Source organism: Pseudomonas sp. NFACC25 (assembly GCF_900100935.1).
Taxonomy (GTDB): Bacteria; Pseudomonadota; Gammaproteobacteria; order Pseudomonadales; family Pseudomonadaceae; genus Aquipseudomonas; species Aquipseudomonas marginalis.
Genome location: NZ_FMUC01000004.1, coordinates 421545 through 444379, shown reverse-complemented (window position 1 = coordinate 444379; position 22835 = coordinate 421545). Strand labels below are relative to the sequence as shown.

At 65.3% G+C, this 22835-nt stretch carries 19 protein-coding genes; 12 read left to right on the top strand and 7 right to left on the bottom strand.

All coding sequences use genetic code 11. The features are described 5' to 3' along the window. Positions 1 to 59: 59 nt before the first annotated feature. Positions 60 to 1028 (bottom strand): helix-turn-helix domain-containing protein, encoded by a 969-nt coding sequence (locus BLQ09_RS12860; RefSeq protein ID WP_027606688.1) that lies wholly within the window; start codon positions 1026 to 1028, stop codon positions 60 to 62. Positions 1029 to 1219: 191 nt separating this feature from the next. Here BLQ09_RS12860 and BLQ09_RS12855 point away from each other — a divergent pair, with 191 nt between their 5' ends. From BLQ09_RS12855 to BLQ09_RS12845, 3 genes are all read left to right on the top strand, one after another. Then, a complete protein-coding gene (locus tag BLQ09_RS12855; protein ID WP_092357151.1) occupies positions 1220 to 2596 on the top strand; it encodes an aspartate aminotransferase family protein in 1377 nt (458 codons plus the stop codon). 27 nt (positions 2597 to 2623) lie between these two features. Next, complete coding sequence (locus BLQ09_RS12850; RefSeq protein WP_092357148.1) at positions 2624 to 4078, top strand: aldehyde dehydrogenase family protein; 1455 nt, start codon at positions 2624 to 2626, stop codon at positions 4076 to 4078. Positions 4079 to 4160: 82 nt separating this feature from the next. Then, on the top strand, positions 4161 to 4724 hold the full coding sequence (locus tag BLQ09_RS12845; RefSeq protein WP_027606691.1) for a cytochrome b: 564 nt from the start codon (positions 4161 to 4163) through the stop codon (positions 4722 to 4724). Between the two features lie 87 nt (positions 4725 to 4811). Here BLQ09_RS12845 and BLQ09_RS12840 read toward each other — a convergent pair whose 3' ends face one another. The 6 genes from BLQ09_RS12840 to BLQ09_RS12815 form a co-directional block, all read right to left on the bottom strand. Continuing rightward, the gene (locus tag BLQ09_RS12840; RefSeq protein ID WP_051429377.1) at positions 4812 to 5747 is read right to left on the bottom strand and encodes a FecR family protein; all 936 of its coding nucleotides are present in this window, start codon (positions 5745 to 5747) and stop codon (positions 4812 to 4814) included. Then, on the bottom strand, positions 5744 to 6253 hold the full coding sequence (locus BLQ09_RS12835; protein ID WP_065927404.1) for a sigma-70 family RNA polymerase sigma factor: 510 nt from the start codon (positions 6251 to 6253) through the stop codon (positions 5744 to 5746). The genes BLQ09_RS12840 and BLQ09_RS12835 overlap by 4 nt, the downstream gene beginning before the upstream one ends. Before the next feature lie 228 nt (positions 6254 to 6481). Next, positions 6482 to 8029: an MFS transporter gene (locus tag BLQ09_RS12830; RefSeq protein ID WP_092357145.1), complete on the bottom strand. Its 1548-nt coding sequence runs from the start codon at positions 8027 to 8029 to the stop codon at positions 6482 to 6484. A gap of 14 nt (positions 8030 to 8043) precedes the next feature. Further along, on the bottom strand, positions 8044 to 9261 hold the full coding sequence (locus BLQ09_RS12825; RefSeq protein ID WP_092357142.1) for a cytochrome P450: 1218 nt from the start codon (positions 9259 to 9261) through the stop codon (positions 8044 to 8046). After that, entirely contained in the window at positions 9261 to 9938 is a 678-nt protein-coding gene (locus BLQ09_RS12820) for an HAD family hydrolase (RefSeq protein WP_092357139.1), read from the bottom strand. The genes BLQ09_RS12825 and BLQ09_RS12820 overlap by 1 nt, the downstream gene beginning before the upstream one ends. Beyond that, a complete protein-coding gene (locus BLQ09_RS12815; RefSeq protein ID WP_092357136.1) occupies positions 9935 to 10945 on the bottom strand; it encodes a ScbA/BarX family gamma-butyrolactone biosynthesis protein in 1011 nt (336 codons plus the stop codon). The genes BLQ09_RS12820 and BLQ09_RS12815 overlap by 4 nt, the downstream gene beginning before the upstream one ends. Positions 10946 to 11345: 400 nt before the next feature. Here BLQ09_RS12815 and BLQ09_RS12810 point away from each other — a divergent pair, with 400 nt between their 5' ends. Genes BLQ09_RS12810 through BLQ09_RS12770 form a run of 9 tightly spaced genes read left to right on the top strand, consistent with a single transcriptional unit; the run spans position 11346 to position 22757 of the window. Next, a complete protein-coding gene (locus BLQ09_RS12810; RefSeq protein WP_092357133.1) occupies positions 11346 to 14030 on the top strand; it encodes a TonB-dependent receptor in 2685 nt (894 codons plus the stop codon). An 18-nt stretch (positions 14031 to 14048) separates the two neighbouring features. Next, positions 14049 to 14708: a class II aldolase/adducin family protein gene (locus tag BLQ09_RS12805; RefSeq protein ID WP_027606698.1), complete on the top strand. Its 660-nt coding sequence runs from the start codon at positions 14049 to 14051 to the stop codon at positions 14706 to 14708. Further along, positions 14705 to 15604 (top strand): transporter substrate-binding domain-containing protein, encoded by a 900-nt coding sequence (locus BLQ09_RS12800; RefSeq protein ID WP_092357130.1) that lies wholly within the window; start codon positions 14705 to 14707, stop codon positions 15602 to 15604. The genes BLQ09_RS12805 and BLQ09_RS12800 overlap by 4 nt, the downstream gene beginning before the upstream one ends. After that, entirely contained in the window at positions 15597 to 16340 is a 744-nt protein-coding gene (locus BLQ09_RS12795; protein ID WP_051429379.1) for an amino acid ABC transporter permease, read from the top strand. Before BLQ09_RS12800 ends, BLQ09_RS12795 begins: the two co-directional genes overlap by 8 nt. Further along, the gene (locus BLQ09_RS12790; RefSeq protein ID WP_092357127.1) at positions 16330 to 17007 is read left to right on the top strand and encodes an amino acid ABC transporter permease; all 678 of its coding nucleotides are present in this window, start codon (positions 16330 to 16332) and stop codon (positions 17005 to 17007) included. The genes BLQ09_RS12795 and BLQ09_RS12790 overlap by 11 nt, the downstream gene beginning before the upstream one ends. After that, complete coding sequence (gene metC / locus BLQ09_RS12785) at positions 17004 to 18206, top strand: cystathionine beta-lyase (protein WP_092357125.1); 1203 nt, start codon at positions 17004 to 17006, stop codon at positions 18204 to 18206. The genes BLQ09_RS12790 and metC overlap by 4 nt, the downstream gene beginning before the upstream one ends. Next, positions 18203 to 19237, top strand: a complete 1035-nt coding sequence (locus tag BLQ09_RS12780; protein WP_092357122.1) for an ABC transporter substrate-binding protein — start codon at positions 18203 to 18205, stop codon at positions 19235 to 19237. Before metC ends, BLQ09_RS12780 begins: the two co-directional genes overlap by 4 nt. A gap of 26 nt (positions 19238 to 19263) precedes the next feature. Next, positions 19264 to 21552, top strand: coding sequence for a TonB-dependent receptor (locus BLQ09_RS12775; protein WP_092357119.1), 2289 nt, complete (start codon positions 19264 to 19266; stop codon positions 21550 to 21552). Positions 21553 to 21554: 2 nt separating this feature from the next. Beyond that, complete coding sequence (locus BLQ09_RS12770) at positions 21555 to 22757, top strand: dipeptidase (protein ID WP_092357116.1); 1203 nt, start codon at positions 21555 to 21557, stop codon at positions 22755 to 22757. Positions 22758 to 22835: the final 78 nt, after the last annotated feature.

The following is a 22835-nucleotide window of genomic DNA, read 5'->3' as shown; positions in this document are numbered from 1 at the left end:
CACCTGCACATCCCGAGCGGACGACGCAGGCTGATTCAGATCTTGCTAAAGGCTTGGGTTCAGGCGCGCACGTTGCCGGTAATGGCGGCGCGGGTCGTGTGGGACGGCAACTGCGCGAACAGCTCCTGGTACTCCGCGGCAAAATGGCTCAGGTGATAGAAGCCCCACTGGGCGGCGGCATCCCCAATCGACAGCTCGGATGCCCGGGTAGACATCAAGGTTCGGCGTACGCCGTTGAGCCTCACTGAGCGCAGGTAATTCAGCGGTGTGGTCTCGGCGACCGAGCGGAAGCTGTTCTGCACCGTGCGCCGACTCACCTGGAGACGCTGGCACAAATCGATCACGCTGGGCACGTCGATCATTTCGGTCGTGGCCAGGCGATGACATTTCTCGACGATAAAGCTGCGCGTGGAACTGGGGCTGCGCTGCTGCTTGTCACAGGCCGGGTCGGTCATCAGTTGCAGCAGCTCGCCGAGCATGGCTTGTTCCAGCGCCGACTCACGCTCGCGCGTGTAGTCGAGGTCATCGTTTACCAGGGCCTCGGAGAACAATGCCAGCAATCGACGCCGGGCCTGGACGAAACGCTGGGGAGACACCTTTATCACCGGTTGGCGCAGCAACCGATTGAGTTCTTTCGCCGACGCCGTCTGTTCCAGCGCCTCTTCGAACAATTCACGCTCAAAGGTAATGGACAAAAGCTCCATGCCCATCGGCATATGGAACATGAACTCCTCTCCACCGTGGAGGAAGAACAGGCTGCTGTCATCCACCTCGCGGCCCTGCATGCGAACCGAGCCGGGCACATTGATCGGCACCGCAAAGCACATCTTGTCGCGAGGCGCCACGCCGTTCTGCACCACACGCTGGTTGATCTGCTCGAGGAACAGGTGGCAACCGGTCGTCGTCAGTTGCATCAGCGAACTCTCGGCCGAACCGGCGGTGAGCTGGCTGTAGTCCTGGCTCCACTGTTGGATGGTGGCTGCGTGGACGTGGATATCGCGGAAATGGCTGATCGTCTGGTTTTTCATTGGGGGGTGTGCCTCTACCAACATTCTTGTTTTTAGATCGCCGATGCCTTTGATACTCGCACATCGGTCACATCCTGCAAATTGTTTATGCGCTGGAATGCCCGCGTCTCATGTGCCGATTCGGGCTACCGGCCGGGAACCCGCGGCGGAGATGATCGGCACACTTAAATCGACATTCCAGAGAGACCGTCATGAGTGAAGCCAACTTTCAAGCCCTGCACTTCGCGGATGCCCCGCACATTGTCTCCGGCACACTGCCCGGCCCCAAGACCCGCGAGGCCCTGGCGCTGTCGGCGCGCACCGAGTCGATGGCACGCGGCGGCGGCCGCATGCCGGTGGCCATGGACCGCGCCTTCGGTGCGACCTTCAAAGACCCCGACGGCAACACCTACATCGACCTGTCCGCCGGCGTCGGTGTCAGCAGCGTCGGCCGCTGCCACCCCAAAGTGGTGCAGGCGATTCGCGAACAGTCCGAAGTGCTGATGCACGCCCTGGAAATCAACAGCACGCGACGCACCGAATTGGCGGCCAAGCTCTCCGAGATCGCCCCCGATGGCTTGCGTGGCGACTGCGTGACCTTCTTCACCCAGAGCGGCAGCGATGCGCTGGAGGCCGCGATCAAGTTTGCCCGGCGCATTACCGGACGCCACCAGATCATCGCCTTCCATGGCGGCTACCACGGCGTGTGGCATGCCTCGGGCGCGCTGACCACCGGCACCGCCTACCGCAAGGGCTTCGGTGCCCAGATGGGGGGCGTGATCCACGCACCCTACCCGTACGCCTACCGTTTCCCCTTCGACACCACCCACAAAAGCGCCGAGCAGATCGCCGGCGAGTACATCGACTACCTGTTGAACACCCCCTATACCGCCGCCGATGACGTGGCGGCCGTGATCGTGGAGCCGGTCCAGGGCGAAGGCGGCTACGTGCCACCCTCGCCGGAATTCCTGCAATTGCTGCGCCAGGCCTGCGACCGCAGCGGCACATTGCTGATTGTCGATGAAGTGCAATCCGGTGCAGGACGCACCGGCAAGATGTGGGCGGTCGAACATTCCGGCGTGAAGCCCGACATGCTCACCTTCGGCAAGGGCATCGGCAGCGACCTGCCCATGGCCGGGCTGATCATGCGTTCGGACCTGGCGGCCAAGATTCCCGACGGCTCGATGCCCAACACCTTTGCCGCCAACTCGTTGTCGGCGGCCGTGGCGTTGACCAACATCAGCATCCTGCAGGATCCACAACTCGACCTGCTCAACCGCGCCCACACGTTGGGGCTGGAAGCCCAGGCGCATATTCGCGGCTTCAACAGCCCGCTGGTCGGCGAAGTGCGCGGGCGCGGCCTGATGATCGGTATCGAACTGGTCGAGGATCCGCTCACCAAGGCGCCCCTGGCGGGCGAAAAGATCGGCCAGTTGATGGGCTACCTGCTCAACCAGGGCGTGCTGATGATCCCCTGCGGACGCTACAGCAACGTGATGCGCGTGATGCCCTCGCTGACGATCTCCCGCGAACTGTTCTTCAAGGCCCTGGACATCTTCGGCGACGCCCTGGCGTCCCTCAAGGCGTGAGCCTGCCCACTACTCGAGGACCGCAACATGACTGAGCACTTGAATCATTTCATCGAAGGTACGCCCTGCGAAGCCTTCGACCGGCGCCGTTTCGACCTGGTCAACCCCGTGACCGAGCAGGTGTATGGCAGCTCCGCCCGTGGCACCCGCGAAGACGTGGAACGTGCCGTGGCGGCGGCACGCCACCAACTGGAAAGGGGCGACTGGAGCCAACTCGGCGGCGCCCAGCGTGGCCGACTGTTGGCGAAACTGGCCGACCTGGTCGAGCGCGACAGCGAACGGCTGGCCGATCTGGACGCCAATGCCATCGGCCGCTCGCCCATCGAACCGCGCCGGATGGACCTGCCCAACGCGATCGCCAACCTCCGCGCCGCCGCCGGCTGGGCCAATCAGCTCGAAGGTCGCACCATTCCCACCGGCGGTTACTTCGGCACCAAAACCCTGTCGTACACGGTGCGCGAGCCCGTCGGCGTAGTCGGTGCCATCGTGCCCTGGAACTCGCCGCTGATGATCACCGTGTGGAAGCTCGCCGCGTTGCTGGCGGCGGGCTGTACCGTGGTGGTCAAGCCTTCGGAGGAAACCCCGCAGTCGGCCCTGCACCTGGCGCTGCTGGCGCAGGAAGCCGGCTTCCCGGACGGCGTGATCAACGTGGTCACCGGCTACGGCAACGAAGTCGGTCGCGCCCTGTGCGAGCACCCGGATGTGGCCAAGATCAGCTTCACCGGCAGCCCCGAGGCCGGGCGTGAAATCCAGCGCACGGCCGGCGTGCTGTTCAAGCGCGTGGCCCTGGAACTGGGCGGCAAGAGCCCGCAGATTGTGTTCGACGATGCGTCCTTCGACGATGCCCTGCGCGGCTGTGCACTCGGCCTGTTCGCCAACCAGGGCCAGGTGTGTGCCGCCGGCTCGCGGATCCTGGTGCAGCGCAGCCTCGCCGAGCGTTTCGGCGCCGCGCTGGCCGAGGCCGCACACGCAGTGAACGTCGGCGACCCGCGCGAGCCCGGGGTACAGATGGGTCCGGTGGCCAAGAAAGCCCAGTTCGATCGCGTCAACCGCTACATCCAGCGGGGCATCGACCAGGGGGCAACCCTGCTGGCCGGCGGCGTCTCGACGCCCGAGCAGGGCTGGTTCGTGCGCCCGACGATCTTCGCCAACGCCCGCAACGACATGGACATCGCCCGGGACGAGATTTTCGGGCCGGTCGGCACGCTGATCACGTTCGACAGCGAAGACGAAGCGATCGCCCTCGCCAACGACAGCAACTACGGCCTGGCGGCCACGGTCTGGACCGGCGACCTGGCCAGGGCGCACCGTGTGGCGGCGGCGGTAAAGGCCGGCGCCGTCGGTATCAACTGCTGGAGCCCGCTGGACGCCAACCTGCCTTGGGGCGGCGTCAAGACCAGCGGTATCGGGCGTGAAGGCGGGTTCAGCGGCGCGCTGGCCTACACCGAGGAGAAAGTCATCACCGTGCTGCTGCCGGCCTGAGCACACGCGCTGTCCTGACCGAGCCACCCTCCAACGTCGAGGGTGGCCATTCCACCGTGCATCGCTCCCTGGAGAGCTTGATATGAACCCAATGGATCAACCGACAATCGATCGCTACCCGACGTCCCTGCGCCTGTTGCACTGGCTGCGGGCCGTACTGGTGCTGGGCCTGCTCTGGGCAGGCTGGCATATGACCGGCATGAATGATGAGGTGGCGAGCAAATTCGAGCTCTATTACCCGTGGCACAAGTCCTTCGGGGTGTTGACGTTCCTGGTGGTGCTGACTCAGCTTGCCGTGCGCTTTCGTACCCCCAGGCTGCCGCAGCCACTGGAAACCCTGGCCGGATATGAACGCTTCCTGTCACGCCTGACGCAGCGCGTCATGTATGTCCTGCTGGTGATCGTGCCGCTGATGGGTTACTCCATGTCGAGCACCTTTACGATGAGCGACGGGGTGTTCTTTTTCGGGGTCAACCTGCCGGAGCTGTTGCCGAAGAATGACGATTGGTTCGCGGTGTTCCAGTGGCTGCACAAAGTCCTCGCCTACACGCTGCTGGTGCTGATCGTGCTGCATGTCGCAGGCGCCCTCAAGCACCGCTTCTACGACCGCGATCCGCGCAACGACGTGCTGCGCCGCATGCTCTGAATGAATGGTGCAGGCAAGGGACATGAAATAACCCCGGCAGGCAGCGTGGCGGGGTCGTCTTCAGCAATCCATGCGCCTGGCCGGCCCCTAGGCCCGCGCCCCGATCAACACCAGCACCCCACCCCACTGCGTCACCCTGATCGGCAAGCTTTGCTCCAAGGCCTCCAGGGTCTGGCGCGCATCATCCAGCGGGAACCGGCCACTCACGCGCAGCTGCGCCACCGCGGCATCCAGGCGCACGATGCCCTTGCGGTAGGGCCGGATCGCCTCCACCACGCTGGCCAGCGTCTGGTTGCGCACCACCAGCCAGCCGTCGAGCCAGGCGGTTTCGGTGGCGGCCATGGGCACTTGGGTGAGGATGCGCTGGTGGTCGAACAGCGTGCTCTGGTGCATGGCCACCCGTTGCTGGGCACCGCCGTCGAAGTGCAGCACCGCATCGGCATCCAGGGTGACCAGCCGCATCGCGCCGTCCTGTTCACTCAGCATCAGGCGGCCCGTGGTGGCACTGATATGGGCGGCGCGGGTCTTGACCTGCAGCGGACGCAGCAGGTTCACCAGCATTTCGCCGGTGCGCAGTTCAAGGCTGTGCGCGTCCCCGGCCTGCGTCGAGACCACCTCGCTGCGGGCATTGAGCTTGAGGGTGCTGCCATCGGCCAGTTGCCAGCTGCGACGCTCGGCGGTACCGGTGGCGTAGGTCTGCCCTGCGTCTTCAAAACGCCAGCCCCACCCCGCGCCGGCCGCCAGTCCCAGCGCGCACAGGCTGGTACGCAGGAATGCGCGACGGCTGTTGGGTTGCTCCAGGCTGCGCAGCAACTGCGCGCTGGAGCGCCCGCGCCAGGGTGAGGCCTTGAGCTGATCGAGACCGGCGAGCAGTTGCGCGTATACCTGGCGATGATGGGCCGAGGTGCCCCGCCATTCATCCAGCGCCTGCTGCTGGGCGGGGCTGAAGTCGCCGGACTGGATCTGCACCAGCCAGCCGATGGCTTCCTCGGCCACCGGGTCGTTCAAAGGCTGTTTGCTCACTCGCTCAACCCCAGGTAACAGGCGCGCAGGGCCTGGGTCATCAATTGGTGGATGCGCCCCAGGGACAGGCCCAGGCGTTCACTGATCTGCGTGTAGGTCATGCCGTCCAACTGGCTGTGCACGAACACCGCCTTGGCTTGCCCCGACAGGCCGTCCAGCAGTCGGTCGATGGCCAGCAGGCTCTCGATCAGAATCAGTTGTTCCTGGGGCGATGGGTGCACGTGTTCGGGCACGTCGGCCAGGATCTGCAAGTAAGCTTTTTCCAGGTCGCGCCGGCGCCAGCTCTCGTACATCAGGCGCTGGGCGATGGTGGTCAGCAGCGCGCGCGGTTCGCGAATGGCCGTGGGGTCGGGCAGCATCCACACCTTGAGGAAGGTCTCGGCGGCGATGTCCTCGGCGCTGTGGCTGCAACCGGTGCGGTACGACAAACGCGCGCACAACCAGCTGTAGTGCTGCTGGAAAATCTGGCCGATAAGGCGGGTCTTGAGCAAAGCATTCGGGTCCATAGGTCCATAATCTTCATGGACTGCACACGCCAGCGGACAAGTGGTGGTGGGCCTGTCGGTTTGAGGTAGACCTGCGTCCGGGCAGGTGAGTCCAGTTTGCCCCAGGGGGCTTCACCAGATAAAAGAATAAAAAAAGCCATCAAGCTGCATTTTTTGCATAACCTTCGGCGCTTTTACGGGCACGCCAAAGTACCGCCTGCGGCTGTCGCAGGCGGTACGGCGCGTGGCTCAGTGCGTGGCCAGTTGCGCCTCGCTGCGTTCCTGTTCGCGCAGGGGGCGCACCAGCCAGGTGACCACCACGGTCAGCACCAGCAGAATCACCGCCAGCGCCCAGAGCACGCCGTGGAAGGCGCTGTCATAGCCGCCGATAAACAGGCTGTGCACCGTCGCCGCTTGCTCCGCGCCCAGGGTTTGCAGGGACCCGGTGAGGTTGCCGGCGGCGACGTCATCGATCCAGCGTTGCAGGGTCGCCGGGTCGGGCGCCAGGCGGCTCAGCGTGCCGCGCAACTGGCTGTCGAGCAAGGTCGCCAGCAGCGAGCCATACAAGGCCACCGCAATCGCTTCACTGCCCAGGCGGAAGGTGTTGAGCAGGCCCGCCGCCATCCCGGCCTTCTGCTCCGGCACGGTCTTGAGCGCCAGGCCATCCACCAGCCCGGCCGACAGGCCCATGCCGATGCCCACCAGCAACAGCGGCACTGCCAGTTGCAACAGCGCCACACCGACTTGGCTGACCAGCGCCAACGCCACCACACCGACCAGCAACGCAATCAGGCTGGCCTTGAGAATGCCGATCGCCGACACCCCGCGTGCCGCCCACTTGCCCGCCAGGATCGGGCAAAACAGCATCGGCACCGTCAGCAGCAACATCGCCAGGCCCGCATGGGTCGCGCTCAATTGCAGCACGCCGAACAGGTAGCTCGGCAGGTACGTGAGCAAGGTCACAAAGCCGAACGACGCCGCCACGGTGACCAGCGCCAGGCCGACAAAGGGCCCGCGCGCCAACAGCGACAGGTCGAGCATCGGCTGCAGGTGGCGACGCTCCTGCCAGGTGAACACCGCCAACAGCACCACGGCGACCGCCACCAGGCCGAGTACACCGCGGCTGCTCCAGCCCCATTGCGAGCCCTGCACAATCGCCACCATCAGCGCCAGCAATGCCAGCACAAACAGCGTCGCCCCCGGCACATCGAAGCGCGCGGTGCGCTCAGCCAACACGCCATCGCGGGTAATCAACGGGCTGCCCAGCAGCACGATCACCAGGGTCACCCCATGGGCCCAGAAAATCGCGCGCCAGCCGACGCTGTCCAGCAGCAGGCCGGACAAGGTCGGGCCCAGGCTCACGCCCAGGCCGGCAACGGTGCCGAACAGGGCAAACGCGCGCAGCCGCGCCGGGCCGCTGAAGTGGGTGGACAAAATCGCGATGCCGCAGGAAAAGATCGCCGCCGCCCCGATGCCCGCCAGCCCCCGCGCCGCGTCCAGCAGCCAGGCGCTCTCGGCCACGGCGGACAGCACCGAGGCCACCACGTACAGCGAAGCGCCGGCGACAAAACAGCGTTTGCGCCCGAGCCGATCCGCCAGCGCGCCCCACGCCAGGGTGAAGCAGGCAAACGCCAGGTTGAACGCATTGACCACCCATTGCAGGCTGGTCAACGGCGCCTGGATGTCGGCGCCGATGGCCGGCAACGCGAGCGCCGTACCCGAGATGGAACTGGGCACGACGAAGATCGCCAGCAGGATGATGGTCAGTAGAGCCGTATCGGCAAAGGTCGTTTTCATGGGTCCTTCCAAGGTCAGGTTGAAGTGAAGCCGTGCACCGGCAAGCGGGCAGGACGGCGCAGGATGATGCCGTCGACCCAGGGCACCTGGTCCGCCGGCACCGCCAGGCGCAGGTTCGGGAAGCGCTGCACGAGGATCTGCAGCACCGTGGTGATTTCCAGGCGCGCCAGGGCGGCGCCCATGCAGTTGTGCATGCCGTAGCCGAACTGCAAATGCCGCGCGCCCTTGCGGTCCAGGCGAATCGCCAGGGGCTCGGGGAACGCCGCCGGATCACGGTTGGCGGCAAACGCATCGGCGTAAATGATGCTGCCTGCGGGAATCAGCCCCCACGGCCCTTCCAGGTCGACGCTGGCCAGGCGCGGAAAGGTCGAGATGGTGCCCAGGGGAATCAGGCGCAGCAGCTCCTCGACCGCCTCCGGGATCAGCCCCGGATCGTCGACCAATTGCTGCCACAGCTCGGGGGCCGCCAACAGGGTGTACACCGATTTGGTCAGCACGGTGAGGATGTTCTGGTCGCCGCCGATCAATACCCCCAGGAGGATGCCCACCAGCTCCTTGTCGTTGAGCGGCGGCTCGCTGTCGGCACGGGTCGCGACGAAGCGCTGGATCAGCCCATCGGGAGCGGTGGGCCGCGCACCGGTGACCAGGTCCGTCAGGTAGTTGTACACGCCCCAGAACTGGTTCAGCAGTTTCGGCACATCGGCGTCCGACGCCACCTGCACGGTATGGCTGAGGGGCCGGTAATACTCACGGTCACTCAAGGGGATACCGAGCAACTGGCAATCCACCGTGGAGGGGATGTGGTCCAGCACCTGGGCAAACAGATCGGCACCGGGCGCCTGGCGTTGCAGTACATCGAGGCGTTCATGGGTGGCGTGTTCCACCTTGTCGCGCAGCAACGCCACGCCACTGGGGCTGAAGTCCCGGGCCACCACCTTGCGCAGGCGACCATGGTCGGGGATGTCGTTGTTGAGCAGCAGTTCAGGCGGCGTGATGGTCGGCAAAAAGCTCGCGCCGTCTTCTTCGTTGCACGGCGCGCGTATCGCGCGGTTATCCAGCAGCAACGCCTGCACGTGTTCGTAACGGGTCAGGTGAAAGGCCAGGTGGCCGCTGGGCAGCAGAATCCTCGGCAGGCCATTGGCGGGGCTGGCGGGTTGATAGGCCGGCGGTGCATCCAACTGCGGGATGCGCGCCACGGTGACCTCGGGTCTGGCGATCACGGCGATATTCATCAGGCAGGCTCCACGGCAGGTTGCAACAGGCTGACACCGGTGAAGCGCTGCAGCTGGGCGAGCGCCTGGTGGTTGTCGATGAAGTGCAGCACTTGCCAGCCGAGCGCGGCGGCGGCTTCGATGTTTTCCGCGACGTCGTCGATCAGCAGGCTGTGCTGCGGTGCGACGCCCGAGCGCGCGGTCGCCACCTGGAAGAACGCCGGCTCCGGCTTGCGGCTGCGCTCCCGGCTGGAATCGACAATCAGGTCCACCACCTCATCCAGGCCCACCATCGCCCGCCAATGCCGCTCCCACTCCACCACGTTGTTGGTGAGGATGCCGACGCGAAAACCAGCACGCTTGAGTGCGCGCACGGCGGCCACCAGCGGCGCATTGGCCGGCACCCCGGCGAACCATTGCGCGCCGAAGGTGTGCAGGTGAGCGCGGGATAAATCGACCTGCGGGTCACGGCGGCGCAGGGCCTGCGCCAGGCGCTCGCCCCACTCGCGCTCGGTGAGCAAGGCACTCTCCACCGGCGCGAGCATGGGCACGCCCAACTCATCGGCCACATCGCCCATGGCCTGTTGCAGCACGTGCGGGGCCAGGCCGGTCTTGACCTGGTATTGCTCGAACAGCGCCGGAATCGGCGGCGACAGCACGCCACCGAAATCGAACCAGATAAATTGCAGGTCGCTCATCGCACACCTCCCGCCACCAGGGCCAAGGGTTGGCTGGCGACCAGCGGCAGCAACTCGAGCTCCGCGGTGGCAATCACCGCGCCGCCCTGCTCGACCTCCAGCGCCAGGGTGATGCGACCATGTTCGTCACGGGCCAGGGAGGTCAGGTCCGCACGCACCTGGGTTGGCAAACCAAACTCACCGAAGCGAGTGAACACCACATGGCAGCGGGATAACAGCAACTGCTCCGGGCCCACCTGCAACTGCCGGTCCGCCGCCACCAGCGCCACTTGGCGGAAGCCTTCGAGCAACAGCATGCCGGGGATATGGTCGAGGGGGTGGTCGAAGATCGCCGGGTTGTTCAGGTCGACGATCAGCGGCGCCACCAGCGTCACGGCGCCCTGCTCCAGTTCACGGCCGAGCACCACATTGTTCAGCCAGTGACGCCCTACGGCGGATGGGCTCAAGGGTGGCGGCAACTGTGCCAATGGGTCGGCGTTGGCGGGAATCGCCGCCAGGCCACGGGCACGCATCTTGTTCCAGGCCGCGCCGCTCATCCAGCGAATGCTCATGCGTTCGTGGCGTGCAGCCACTTCGCCATTGATGCTCAGGGACATGTTCAGGGTCACGCCACTGCGCTCGCCGTGACGCAGGTATTCATCCACCACGTAGACATCGATCTCGGCGGATGCCGGACGATCCCCCACCACCAATAAACTCCGGTCGGTCACGCGGGTCACACTGTCCAGGTAGATAAACTTGTCCTGGGCACTGACGTCGAGGAACGCATGGGAGATATAAATTGACGCCTGGCGGAATACTTCCAGCAATAACAGCATGTCGTAGTGTGCGGCGCGGTGGGTATGTTCGCTGAAGTAACTGTGGGTGCGCGGTAGTTGGGCGCTGCAGCGAAAGTGTCCTTCCTTTACCAGTTCCGCGCCGGTCAGGAACACTTCGCTGACGGCGGCACGGTGCACCATGCTGCGCGGCACGGTGTTCTCGCAACGAATAGCCAGGGCTTCAGACATAGCAATCTCCTCCTTTGATTACCGCGAGAAGGCTAAGCTGAAACGTTTTTTCGCCACAACTGACCGAACGGCTAGGTCGTTGGACATGAACCTGTAGAACTTGCACTTCAGACATGGGCATCTGTCTCCTGATGAGCTTCTCCGTAAGCGTGCAGACCGCCGTACACGTTCATCGCGGTGAACGTTGTATGCTTTGCGCGGACAACCCGTTCTGGCTGTCAGTACCCTTGTGCAGATAGTCCCTTATATTTTCACTGCGCACTTAGACCCATTTGATCGAAGCTTATAAGCGCAACTAAATCATCTAGACACCCAACTAATCGTTCTAACTTGGTAGTGAAAATCCACACGCGAAGTTGCTCAAGGTCGTAAAGAACATCACGACCTGGAGCAGATTGGCATGTTGAAAACAGGATTCACCCTGGCGCCCCTGGCGTGTGCATTGGCCATGGGCGGGCTGACGCTGCCGAGCCTGGCGTTGGCGCAAAACGACGCGGCGTCGGTACAACGGGTGATTGACTTCAATATCCCCGCAGGCCCCCTGGATGAGGTGCTGCTGAGCATCTCCCAGCAAAGCGGCCACACTATCGCCTTCGACCCGCCGCTGGTGGAAGGCCGTGGGAGCCGCGCGATCCAGGGCCGACTGAGCCAGGAACAGGCGCTGGGCATTGCCTTGGGCGGCTCCTCGTTGGGCTTCAGCCAGACGGCCAGCGGTGCAGTGTTGATCCATCGACTGGCCAGCCCGGCAGCGGCGGCCAACAGCGAACCGCTGGCGCCACGCCTGAAATCCGTGGAGGTGATCGGCACCCGGCGCAGCGACGTCACCGCGCTGCAAAGCGCGGCCCCCGTGGATGTGATCAGCAGCGAGCAGTTGCAGCGCGCCGGCACCGATAACCTGGCCAAGGCCCTGGAAACCCTGGTGCCGTCAGTGAACTACCCGCAGGTCAACGGCACCGATGGCGTGTCGTCGCAGCGGCCGGTGTCGTTACGCGGGTTGGCGGCCGACCAGGTGCTGGTGCTGGTCAATGGCAAGCGTCGGCATGCCTCGGCGTTCGTCAACACCAAGGCCACCCTGGGGCGTGGCTCACAGGCGGTGGACTTGTCGACGATTCCCGTCAGCGCCGTCGACCATATCGAAGTGCTGCGCGATGGCGCCTCGGCCCAATACGGTTCGGATGCGATTGCCGGGGTGGTCAATATCGTGCTCAAGGAGCAGGACCACGGCGGCGCCGTGCAAAGCACCTTCGGCCAGTACACCAAGGGCGATGGCTTTCGCCGGTCGGTGGGGGGGTGGAGCGGTTTCACCTTGCCCGGCGATGGCTTTCTCACCCTCAGCGGTGAAGGCCTGCGCAGCGAACGCACCTCCACCGGCGGCACCGATGGCCGGCAGTTCTACCCCAGCGGCGACGCCCGTGAAGCGGATGCCGACCGCCATTGGCGCTACGGCTCGCCGGGCCTCGAGGACTGGAACCTGGCGCTGAACAGCGGCCTGTCCCTGAGCGACACGGTCGACCTGTACGGCTTCGCCACCTACCAGGACCGCACCGGCGAATCCCAGGCAACCTTTCGCCGCCCCATCGACCCCAACAACCTGGTGGCCGTGTACCCCAACGGCTTCCTGCCGCTGCTCGACGTGCGCTCGCGGGATGCCTCGGTCACCGGCGGCGTAAAGATTCGCGATGAGCAACTCGGCAGCTTCGACCTCAGTGCCAACTACGGGCGCAACCGCATCGACTATCACCTCAGCGATTCGCTCAACGCCAGCCTCGGCGCCGCCAGCCCGACGAGCTTCAATGCCGGGGCGCTGGTCAATGAGCAAACCAACGTCGGCCTCGACCATATCAAGGAATTCAAGGTCGGCTGGGGCGCGGGCCCGCTGGTGTTCTCCAGCGGCCTGGCGTGGCGCAATGAAGCCTATGAAGTGATCGCCGGTGACCTCGCCTCCTGGACCCACGGCAGCGCCCTGCCCGCCCGTGCCGGCGGCGCCCAGGGCTTCCCCGGCACCCAGGACAGCGACGAAGGCCGTTATGCCCGCCACGTGTTCGGCGGCTACCTGGGCCTGGAGCAGCAAGTCACCGACAAACTGCAACTGGGCCTGGCCGGGCGCAGCGAGCACTACGACGATTTCGGCACCACCAGCACCGGCAAGTTCTCCGCGCGCTACGACTTCACCCCGCAGTGGGGCCTGCGCTCGACCCTCAGCAGCGGCTACCGCGCGCCCACCCTGGGGCAGATCGGCACCTCGGCGACCCAGACCGAGTTCAAGGCCGGCGACCCCACCGCCTACCAGGTCGGCACCGTCAGCGTGAACACCCCGGTCGCCCGCGCCTTGGGCGCCAGTGACCTGAAGCCGGAAAAATCCACCAGCCTGTCCCTCGGCGTGGTCTGGCAGCCGCTCGAGCGTGCAAGTGTCAGCCTCGATGCGTACCACATCCGCATCAAGGACCGCATTGCCCTGTCGGAAACCCTCAGCGGCCCCCAGGTCAGCCAGATCCTCGCCAACCAAGGCTATGGCAACTACTCCGGGGTGAGTTTTTTCACCAACGCACTCGACACCAAGACCAGCGGCGTGGACCTCGCCGCCCACTATCGCCTGGACCTGGCCGACGCCAGCCAGCTGACCCTCAACGGCGCCTTCAACTACAGCAAGACCCAGGTCACCGACATCAAGGACAACCCCGGCCCACTGGCCGGCACCGGCATCACCCTGATCAATCGCGAAGCCCTGAGCTATGTGGAAAGCGCCTCGCCCAACAGCAAGCTGATCCTCGGTGCCGACTGGCGCAAGGGCGCCTGGCAGGCGAGCGTCAACACGATTCGCTACGGCACCTACACCCTCGACTCCAACCTTGGCGAAGCCCGCGACCAGACCTTTTCGGCGCAATGGGTGAGCAACGCCAGCCTGTCCTACGACATCAGCCAGGCGCTCACCCTGACCCTGGGCGGCAACAATATTTTCGACAGCTACCCGGACAAGATCGACGTGGCCAACCGCTTTGTCGGGGGGCGCGTGGCCTACCAGAGCATCTCCCCGGCCGGTGCCGAAGGCGCCTTCTACTACGTGAAAGCCGACTACCGCTTCTGACTCAACCAAGGAGTTCCCATGAGCTTTGATCCTGTGCGTTTTACCCAAGTGTTCGAACACGACTTTGCCCTGGCCAAGCAACTGCTGATCAAGCACCAGGTGTTGTCGAGCAATGAGGCGGGCAATATCAGCCTGCGTATTCCCGGCGAAGCACGGCTGGTGATCGCCTCGCTCAGCGGCGCCGACAGTGGCGTGGCGGCGATTGTCGATTTCGACCTGCAACACAGCCAGGGCAGCCTCACCGACAACCTCAAGGAAGTGGCGGCGCTGCACGTGGCGATCTACCGCGAGCGGCCCTTGGTGAATGCGGTGATTCACACGCACTCGCCGTATCTCACCGCCTTCGCGATTGCCGGGCGGGCGTTGCGCCCCCATGCCACGCAGTTGCTGGGGATTCTGGATGAAGATCAGGAGGTGCCGCTGACCGCATGGGGGCCGCGGTATGCGCCGGAGCCGGTGGTGGCGGCGTTACGTGAACATCCGCGTGCGCCGGCGGCGTTGCTGGCCAATCACGGGCCGTTTGCCTGGTCGGAACGGGACGTGCTGGCCGCGACACGGTTGTTGGTGAACCTGGAAGAAGCGGCCTACCTGACCTTCCTGGCGCAGCAGCTCGGTACGCCGCAGCCCTTTCCCAGCGGCGCGGCACAGCGGTCGCGCTTGGGCTGGAGTGCGACATGAGTGTGCTCACTCGTCGCCCTGATAAAAGTGGAAGGGGCGGTGCGACGATTCGACTTGCCTCCGGCCCTTACGACAGGTCACTTTGGCAGCGGGCGCTGTTGGTTATTTTTGCATTCGGCGCACTCCACGCCCACGCCGAACCCCTGCTGGAACGCGCCCAATCCCGTGGCACCCTCAACGTCTGCACCAGCGACGAATTCCCCCCCTTCAAGACCTTCGATGCCCAAGGCAAGCCCGGCGGGTTGATCCTGGACCTGATCGTCGACCTGCAACAGCAGCTGTCTGCCAAGGTCGGCCAGCCGCTCAAGCTGCAACTTGTGCCAGTCAATCCGCTCAACCGCTTGCTGTTCCTCGAACAGGGCCGTTGCGAGGTGCTGGTCACGTCCCTGCTCGACACTCCCGCACGGCGGCGCGAAGTGGATTTTGCCAGCCCGGGTTTCTACAGCTCGGCCGCCACCGTGTTTGCGCCGAAAAGCACCGCCGTGCCGGACTGGCAAAGCCTGCGCGGCAAGACCCTGTGTGCGCCCGCCACCAGTGTCTGGGTGCGCCCGTTTGAAACGCGCTACGGCGTGCAGTTCGCCTCGTTCAACGGCACGGCCGAAGTGCGCAAGGCGGTGGCCGACAGCCGTTGCCTGGGGGCGATGGGTGACGATGCGTTGTACAGCGCCCTGGCGCGCCAGCCGGAATGGGCCGACTACGAGGTCAAGCTGCCGGGCCAGGATCCGGCGCCGTGGGGCATTGCTTTGCGCAAGGGCCAGCCGGCGTTGTTGGCGGCGGTGTCGAGCATCGTCGAAGGCTGGCATGCCCAGGGCGTGATCATCGGCCTGGAACAGCGCTACGGCCTGGCGCCGAATGCCTGGGTAGCGCAGCAGCATGCGCGGGCCAGCCATGAGTGAGGCCAACCTGCGCCTGTGGCTGGAACAGCATGGCCTGTCGCTGAGCATCCTGTGGGACCCGATGGACCGCCAGCGCTTCCTGCTCGGCCTGGGCCTGACACTGTTGCTGTCGGTGGCAAGTATTGCCCTGTCCCTGGTGATCGGTGTGTGGGGGGCCGCCGGCCTGGGTTCGCGCCGCTCGCTGTGGCGCCGGTTGAGCGCGGGGTACGTCGCGTTGTTTCGCAACACGCCGCTGTTGGTGCAGCTGTTCTTTTTCTACTTCGGCGTCGGCGCCTGGCTGCCGCTGGCGGACGACACCAGTGTGCGGCTGCTCAACGGCACGCAATGGGCGATCATCGTGATCGCCCTGCACAGCGGCGCGTTCCAGGCCGAGAACCTGCGCGCCGGGATCGATGCCGTGCCCCGCGCCACCCTCGACGCGGCCGCCGCCCTCGGCATGCAGGGCACCACGGTACTGCGCCATATCGTACTGCCGCTGGCGCTGCGCAACAGCCTGCCGGCCATGGGCAATACGGTGGTGCAAACCATCAAGTCGACCTCGATTGCCTACGCGATTGCGGTGCCGGAATTGCTCTATGCGAGCAATCGGATCTGGTCGGACAACTTCAACGTCGCCGAGATGATGCAGGTGCTGTTGCTGGTCTGGTTGCTGCTGATCGGCACCAGCAGTTGGCTGCTGCGCCGCCTGGAAAACCACCTTCGCCTGCCAGGCCAGGAGTTGCCCGATGCTGCCTGAACCGTCCTGGCCCGCACTGTTGTGGCAGTGGGCGCCGGCGCTGCTGCAAGGCTTCGGCCTGAATATCCTCATGGGCGTCACCGCGATGCTGGTGGCCACGCTGGCCGGTGTCGTGCTCGGCAGCCTGCAGGTCAGCGCCCGGCCGCGCCTGCGTCGTGGTGCCGGGCACCTGAGCCGCCTGCTGCGCAACCTGCCGTGGCTGGTGGTGATGTTCTATGTGGCCTACCTGTTGCCCTATGAAGTGCACTGGGCCGGGCGCTGGTGGCAATTGCCGGATTGGCTCAAGGTCGCACTGGGCCTGGCGCTGCCCGCTGTCGGCTATGTCTCGGAGATCGTGCGCGGTGCCGTACGCGCGGTGCCGCTGGGGCAGTGGGAAGCCGCCCAGGCCCTGGGCATGCATCACGGCCAGGCGCTGCGCCACGTGATCATCCCGCAGACCCTGCCCAGCCTGGTGGCGCCGTGGATGAACCTGTATTGCGCGGTGACCATGTCCACCTCCCTGGCCAACCTGCTGGGGGTGGAAGAGCTGATGACCACCGTGCAATCGCACCTGTCCACGCAACTGCGCAACGACCTGCTGCTGCCCGCCTACGGCTTGGTGTTCATCGCCTTCTTTGTCTACATCTACCCCCTCTCCCGCCTGGCCAAACGGCTGGAGCGCACATGAGCACTGACCCCATGCATGACGATACCCTGCTGACCCAGTTGGGACGCGACCCCGCCAGCCACGAAGGCAGCGTCAACACCCCGGTGTATCGCAGCTCGACCTTTATCTGGCCCGACACCGGCACCCTCGAAAACCACCTGCAACAGGCCGCCGACCCGCACTATCGCGGGCATATCTACGGCCGTAACGGCAACCCCACCACCGCCGCCTTCGAAGACGCCGTGGCGCAGCTGGAAGGCGGCTTTCGCGGGCTGATCATGCCCAGCGGGCTGGCGGCGATTGTCGGCGCGGTGCTGGCGGTGGCGCGGGCCGGCGACCATATCCTGGTGACCGACAATTGCTATTGGCATGCGCGCCAGGTGTTTGACCAGATCCTGCCGCGCTATGGCATTGAGGCCACGTACTTCGCGCCGATGCTCGGTGCCGACATCGCCGGGTTGCTGCGCCCGAATACGCGCCTGGTGTACGCCGAAGCACCCGGTTCGAGCACCTTCGAGGTCCAGGACATTCCCGCCCTGGCCCGCGTCGCCCATGCCCACGGCGCACTGCTGATGCTCGACAACACCTGGGCCACGCCGCTGTTCTTCAAGGCGTTCGCCCATGGCGTGGACATCTCGATTCATGCCGCCACCAAGTACCTGGTGGGCCATAGCGACGCCATGCTCGGCGTGATCGTCACCACCCAGACCCTGTATTCGACGGTGCGCGAGACCGTCCGCCAACTGGGCTATATCGCCAGCGCCGACGACGCCTACCTGGGCCTGCGTGGCCTGCGCACCCTGGGTGTACGCCTGCGCCAGCACCAGCGCTCGGCGCTCACCGTCGCGCAGTGGCTGCAACAGCGTCCCGAAGTGGCCCAGGTGCTGCACCCGGCGCTGCCGGGGGCCATCGGGCACGACCTGTTCAAGCGTGACTTCCTCGGCTCCACCGGGCTGTTCGGCGTGGTCCTCAAGCCGCGCTTCGAGCCCCACACCAAGGCCTTCCTGGAAAGCCTGCGGTTGTTCGCCATGGGCGCCAGCTGGGGCGGTTTCGAGAGCCTGATTCGCCAACAGCAACGCCACCCTTCGGCACAGATTGAAGCGGGCGTGCTGCTGCGCCTGCACGTGGGCCTGGAAGCGGTCGAGGACCTGCTCGCCGACCTGCAACAAGGCCTCGAACGCCTAAGCGCCACCCCCCATTCACCAAGGAGTCTGCCATGAGCCAAACACTGCCCACCCACTACAGCATTTGCCCGCTGCTGGTTGCGTCCAATATTGCCGTTGAACTCGGTTGGCTGGACGAGGAATACCAACGCGTCGGCGCCGACGCGATCTACCTGCGCTCACTGCCCGATAACCTCGGTTGGCTGCCGCACTTCACCCATGGCGAAGCCCGCTTGATTCGCGATGGCGGCGCGGTGCCGGCCTTGTGGGCGCGCGCCGACCAGGCCGATACGTTGCTGGTGGCCAGCACCGCCACCCAACGCGCCGGGCAGATCCTGGTGCGTGCCGAGGGGCGTATCCGCCAGGTCGCCGACCTGTTCGGCAAGCGCATCGGCGTGCCGGTGAGCCGCAACACGGCGCGGGTCGATGTGCTCAAGGCGCTGGCCGAGCATGGCCTGTTCAATGCCCTGCAACTGGCCGGGCTGGAGCCGTCGCAAGTGCGCCTGATCGAGCTGGAGGATGAAGGTGATCCGCAGACCTTGCTGCCGGCCGTGCGGCCTTCGGCGTTCTGGTCGCAACTGCATGGGCTGCATGGCAAACCCGGGCATGAGGTGCAGGCCCTGGCCGAAGGCCGTGTGGATGCGCTGCATGTCGCGGCCGGGCATGTGCCGGCGCTGCTCGCCAGCGGTGAATTCACGGTAATCGAAGACCTGGAACGCTACCCGGACTGGACCCTGAAAAACCACAACGGCCCCTACGCGACCACCGTCAACCGTGCCTTTGCCGAAGAGCATCCCCAGGTGGTCGTGGCGTTCCTGCGCGCCGCGATCCGCGCCGGGCGCTGGATCAACCAGCACCGCGATGCCGCCGCCGAGCTGTTCACCCGCGTGACCTTCCTGCCGGACGCCGGGTTTATCCGCCGTGCCATCGCCGAGCTGGATTTTGTACCGAACCTGGCGCCGCAGAACCTGGCGGCCCTGGAGCTGAAGAAGGACTTCCTGGTGCAACGCGGCTTCCTGCAGAACGACTTCAGCGTGCACGAGTGGGCCCAACCCGGGTTTCTCGCCCAAGCCCACGCCGGGCTTTAACGCCACACCTTTGCCAAGGACAGACAATGATTGCTCAGTACCGCAAGACCCTGCTGGCCAGCCTGCTGGTCGCCGATTCAAGCTGGGCGGCGCAGGCCGCCGATTCCACCGAACCGCAACTGAGCAAAGTCGAGGTGGTCGGTGCCCGCGTGACCGAAGCCAGCGCCGCCATCGGCGAAGACAGAATCAGCAATACCCTGAGCATCTCGCACCAGGCGTTGCTGTCGGCGCCGGCCGGCACTTCGGGGCTGAAAATGCTCGAGGCGCTGCCCGGTTTCAACGTGCAGGTCAACGATGCGCTGGGCCTGTATGAGTTCGGCAACTCGGTGTTCGTGCGCGCCTTCAACCTGCAGCAGATCGGCTTTTCCATCGACGGTGTGCCCCTGGGCCGTACCGATCAGTTCGGCGGCAGCCCGATCTATCGCTACGTCGACAATGAAAACACCGAGCGGGTCACCGCCTCCACCGGCGCGGGCGACGTGTCGCAATCGGGCTATGCGTCCCTGGGCCCGTATGTGGATTACCAGACCAGCAACCCCACGCTCGAGCCGGGCGCCAGCCTGTCCTACACCCTCGGCAGCGACAGCCTGCGGCGCAGTTTCGTCAAGCTGCAAAGCGGCGAATACCAGGGCCTGTCGGCGTATTTCAGCCGCTCGAAAATCGACGGCGACCTGTGGCGCGGCCCCGGCACCATCGACCGTGAACACCTGGAAGCCAAGGTGCGCTATCGCTTCGGTGAACGTGACGAGGTGTGGCTGCGCGCCGTGCACAACGCGTTCTACGACTACGACTCGCCCTACGTGAGCAGCGCCCAGTACGACGGCAGCGCCAATGACCCGTTCGGTCGCTCGGGCCGTTACTTCGCCTACCTCGGCAGCCTGCCCGACTTACCCGAGAGCGTGCCCGGCGTGCGCTACAGCAACACCAACTACAACCAGTTCTACAAACAGGCGGTGAACCAGCGCCGCGACACCTTGTACAGCCTGGGCGGCCAGTTCGAGATCCGCCCGGACCTGCTCAACTACACCACCCTCTACTACGAGGCCAAGAAGGGCTTTGGCGTGTCCCCCGAGGCCTACGCAACTTCCCTGGCGCTGCACACTGCCGAAAACACGGTGGATGGCCTGTTTGCCCCACGGGGCGTGCAATACGGTTTGTCGTCCCTCAGCGGCCACCGCTTCGGCGGGCGCACCGGGCTGCAATGGGACATCGGCCAGCACCAGATCGACACCGGTGTGTGGGCCGAGACCGATGTGTTCAACCGCCAGCAGGCGCGCTACAACCTCACCGACGGCAGCCCGGCCGGCGAGCCGCTGCTCAATGAGCCGGTGCACCTGCAAGGGGATTTCAGCTCCACGCGCAATTCGTTGCAGTACCACCTCAAGGACACCTGGACCCTGCTCGACGACCGCCTGCGCCTGCAGTTCGGTTTCAAGAGCCTGCACCTCAAGTACCGCATCGAGGGCTATCGCAACGCCGGCGACTACATCAACGACCGCCAGCCGCGCCTGGCCACCCAGTGGAACGACGCCTTCCTGCCCCAGGCCGGGCTGGTCTACAACCTCACCGATGACACCCAGGTATTTGCTTCCTATTCGGAAAACATGGCCCTGCCCCGTGGCGCCGACGACATCTTCCGCGCGGCCAGCCCCAGCGCGCCGCCACCGGAGGCGGAGCGGGCGAAGAACTACGAGGTGGGCTATCGCATCAACCGGCCGACCTTCAACGCGGCCTGGGCGCTGTACCGCACCGACTTCGATAACCGCCTGCAAGCCTTCGCCTCAGCCGTGCCCGGCAGCAGCCAGGTGGAAACCTACTACCAGAACGTCGGCAAAGTGCAGGCCTACGGCAGCGAGCTGAGCGGGCAATGGAAACCCCCGATCCTGGCCGACAAGGTGGTGCTCAACGGCAACCTGACCTACAACACCTCCACGTTCCGGAACGACGCCGGCGGCCTTTCGATCAAAGGCAACGAGGTGCCCGACAGCCCGCGCTGGCTTGCCCAGGCCGGGGTTACCTATGAACTGGCGCCATGGGCACTGCTGAACTTTTCGGCACGCTATATCGGCGAGCGCTACAGCAACTTCACCAACAGTGAATCGGTGCCCGGCTACACCCTGTACAACGCCTACCTGGATCTGGGGGGCGAGCGCCTGCACTACGGCCCGCTGAAGAATGTGAAGTTACGGTTCAATGTCGACAACCTGTTCGACAAGGATTACCTGGGCTACATCCTCACCAGCACCAGTGGCCCCGCCGTGTTCCGCCCGGGTTCGCCGCGCACCTTCCAAAGCACCTTGAGCATGGAGTTCTGAGCATGAACAAGCGCCTGCTGCTGCTCGCCCTGCTGCCACTGCTGGCCCACGCCGACACCGCCGTCAGTCCCACCACCCTGGCCTTGCACCAGCGCTTGCTGGTGCTGGACAGCCACCTGGATACACCGCTGACCCTGACGCGCCCCGGCTGGAACATCCTCGAGCGCCACGACTATCGCCAGGACGGCAGCCAAGTCGACCTGCCGCGCATGCGCGAAGGCGGCCTGGATGGGGGGTTCTTCGCCGTCTACACCCCCCAGGGCCCACGCACCGAGGAAGGCCGCGCCTACGCCAGCGCCTATGGCCTGGCCACCCTCACCCGCATCCGCGATGTGATCGACCGCAACCCCGACAGCTTCGCCCTGGCCCTGACCGCCGCCGACGCCCGGCGTATCGCGGCCCAAGGCAAGCGCGTGGTGTTTATCAGCATGGAAAACGCCGATCCACTCAGCTCCGATCCCGAGTTGCTCGACACCTACTACCGCCAAGGCCTGCGCATGCTCGGCCTGGTGCATTTCATGAACAACGACCTGGCCGACTCGGCCACCGCGCTGCCGGAATGGAAAGGCCTGAGCCCCAAGGGCCGCGACCTGGTGCAACGAGCCAACCGCCTGGGCATCCTGCTCGACGTGTCCCACGCCAGCGACGCGGTGTTCGACCAGATGCTGGCGCTGTCCAGCGCCCCGCTCATCGCCTCCCACTCCAGCAGCCGCGCGGTCAACCCGCACCCACGCAACCTCGACGACAACCGCGTGCGCCAACTGGCGGCCAAGGGCGGGGTAATCCAGGTCAACGCCTACAGCGACTACCTGATCCCCCTCACGCCCAACCCGGATCGCAACAAAGCCATGGCCGCGCTCGGCGCACGCTTCCACAACCTTGCCGCCCTCAGCCCGGAACAGGTCAAGGCGCTCTATCAGGAACGCGACAGCCTCAACCAGCGCTTCGCCCAACCCAAGGCCAGCCTCGATGTGTTCATGAAGCACCTGTTGCACCTGCTGGAAGTGGCCGGCCCGGACCACGTCGGTATCGGCGCCGACTGGGACGGCGGCGGTGGCGTAAGCGGGCTGGACGATGTGAGCCAGTTGCCGGTGATTACCCAGCGGTTGCTGGATGCCGGGTATAGCGAACAGCAGGTGGCCAATATCTGGAGCGGAAATTTGCTGCGGGTGTTACAGGCGGCGCAGGATCAGCAGCGACCATAGTTCAACGCGCGGGTATCCAACCTCTTGGAAAAAGCCGCCTTGGGCGGCTTTTTCCAGCCCCCTTCGTCCTACGACTTG

Excerpts from the sequence above, each read along its gene's own strand:
- BLQ09_RS12845 (WP_027606691.1), top strand. The coding sequence starts at position 4,161 with ATGAACCCAATGGATCAACCGACAATCGATCGCTACCCGACGTCCCTG.
- BLQ09_RS12850 (WP_092357148.1), top strand. The coding sequence starts at position 2,624 with ATGACTGAGCACTTGAATCATTTCATCGAAGGTACGCCCTGCGAAGCC.
- BLQ09_RS12790 (WP_092357127.1), top strand. The coding sequence starts at position 16,330 with ATGCTGCCTGAACCGTCCTGGCCCGCACTGTTGTGGCAGTGGGCGCCG.
- BLQ09_RS12780 (WP_092357122.1), top strand. The coding sequence starts at position 18,203 with ATGAGCCAAACACTGCCCACCCACTACAGCATTTGCCCGCTGCTGGTT.
- BLQ09_RS12830 (WP_092357145.1), bottom strand. The coding sequence starts at position 8,029 with ATGAAAACGACCTTTGCCGATACGGCTCTACTGACCATCATCCTGCTG.
- BLQ09_RS12800 (WP_092357130.1), top strand. The coding sequence starts at position 14,705 with ATGAGTGTGCTCACTCGTCGCCCTGATAAAAGTGGAAGGGGCGGTGCG.
- BLQ09_RS12805 (WP_027606698.1), top strand. The coding sequence starts at position 14,049 with ATGAGCTTTGATCCTGTGCGTTTTACCCAAGTGTTCGAACACGACTTT.
- metC (WP_092357125.1), top strand. The coding sequence starts at position 17,004 with ATGAGCACTGACCCCATGCATGACGATACCCTGCTGACCCAGTTGGGA.
- BLQ09_RS12820 (WP_092357139.1), bottom strand. The coding sequence starts at position 9,938 with ATGAGCGACCTGCAATTTATCTGGTTCGATTTCGGTGGCGTGCTGTCG.
- BLQ09_RS12835 (WP_065927404.1), bottom strand. The coding sequence starts at position 6,253 with ATGGACCCGAATGCTTTGCTCAAGACCCGCCTTATCGGCCAGATTTTC.
- BLQ09_RS12860 (WP_027606688.1), bottom strand. The coding sequence starts at position 1,028 with ATGAAAAACCAGACGATCAGCCATTTCCGCGATATCCACGTCCACGCA.
- BLQ09_RS12855 (WP_092357151.1), top strand. The coding sequence starts at position 1,220 with ATGAGTGAAGCCAACTTTCAAGCCCTGCACTTCGCGGATGCCCCGCAC.
- BLQ09_RS12770 (WP_092357116.1), top strand. The coding sequence starts at position 21,555 with ATGAACAAGCGCCTGCTGCTGCTCGCCCTGCTGCCACTGCTGGCCCAC.
- BLQ09_RS12775 (WP_092357119.1), top strand. The coding sequence starts at position 19,264 with ATGATTGCTCAGTACCGCAAGACCCTGCTGGCCAGCCTGCTGGTCGCC.
- BLQ09_RS12795 (WP_051429379.1), top strand. The coding sequence starts at position 15,597 with ATGAGTGAGGCCAACCTGCGCCTGTGGCTGGAACAGCATGGCCTGTCG.
- BLQ09_RS12815 (WP_092357136.1), bottom strand. The coding sequence starts at position 10,945 with ATGTCTGAAGCCCTGGCTATTCGTTGCGAGAACACCGTGCCGCGCAGC.
- BLQ09_RS12825 (WP_092357142.1), bottom strand. The coding sequence starts at position 9,261 with ATGAATATCGCCGTGATCGCCAGACCCGAGGTCACCGTGGCGCGCATC.
- BLQ09_RS12810 (WP_092357133.1), top strand. The coding sequence starts at position 11,346 with ATGTTGAAAACAGGATTCACCCTGGCGCCCCTGGCGTGTGCATTGGCC.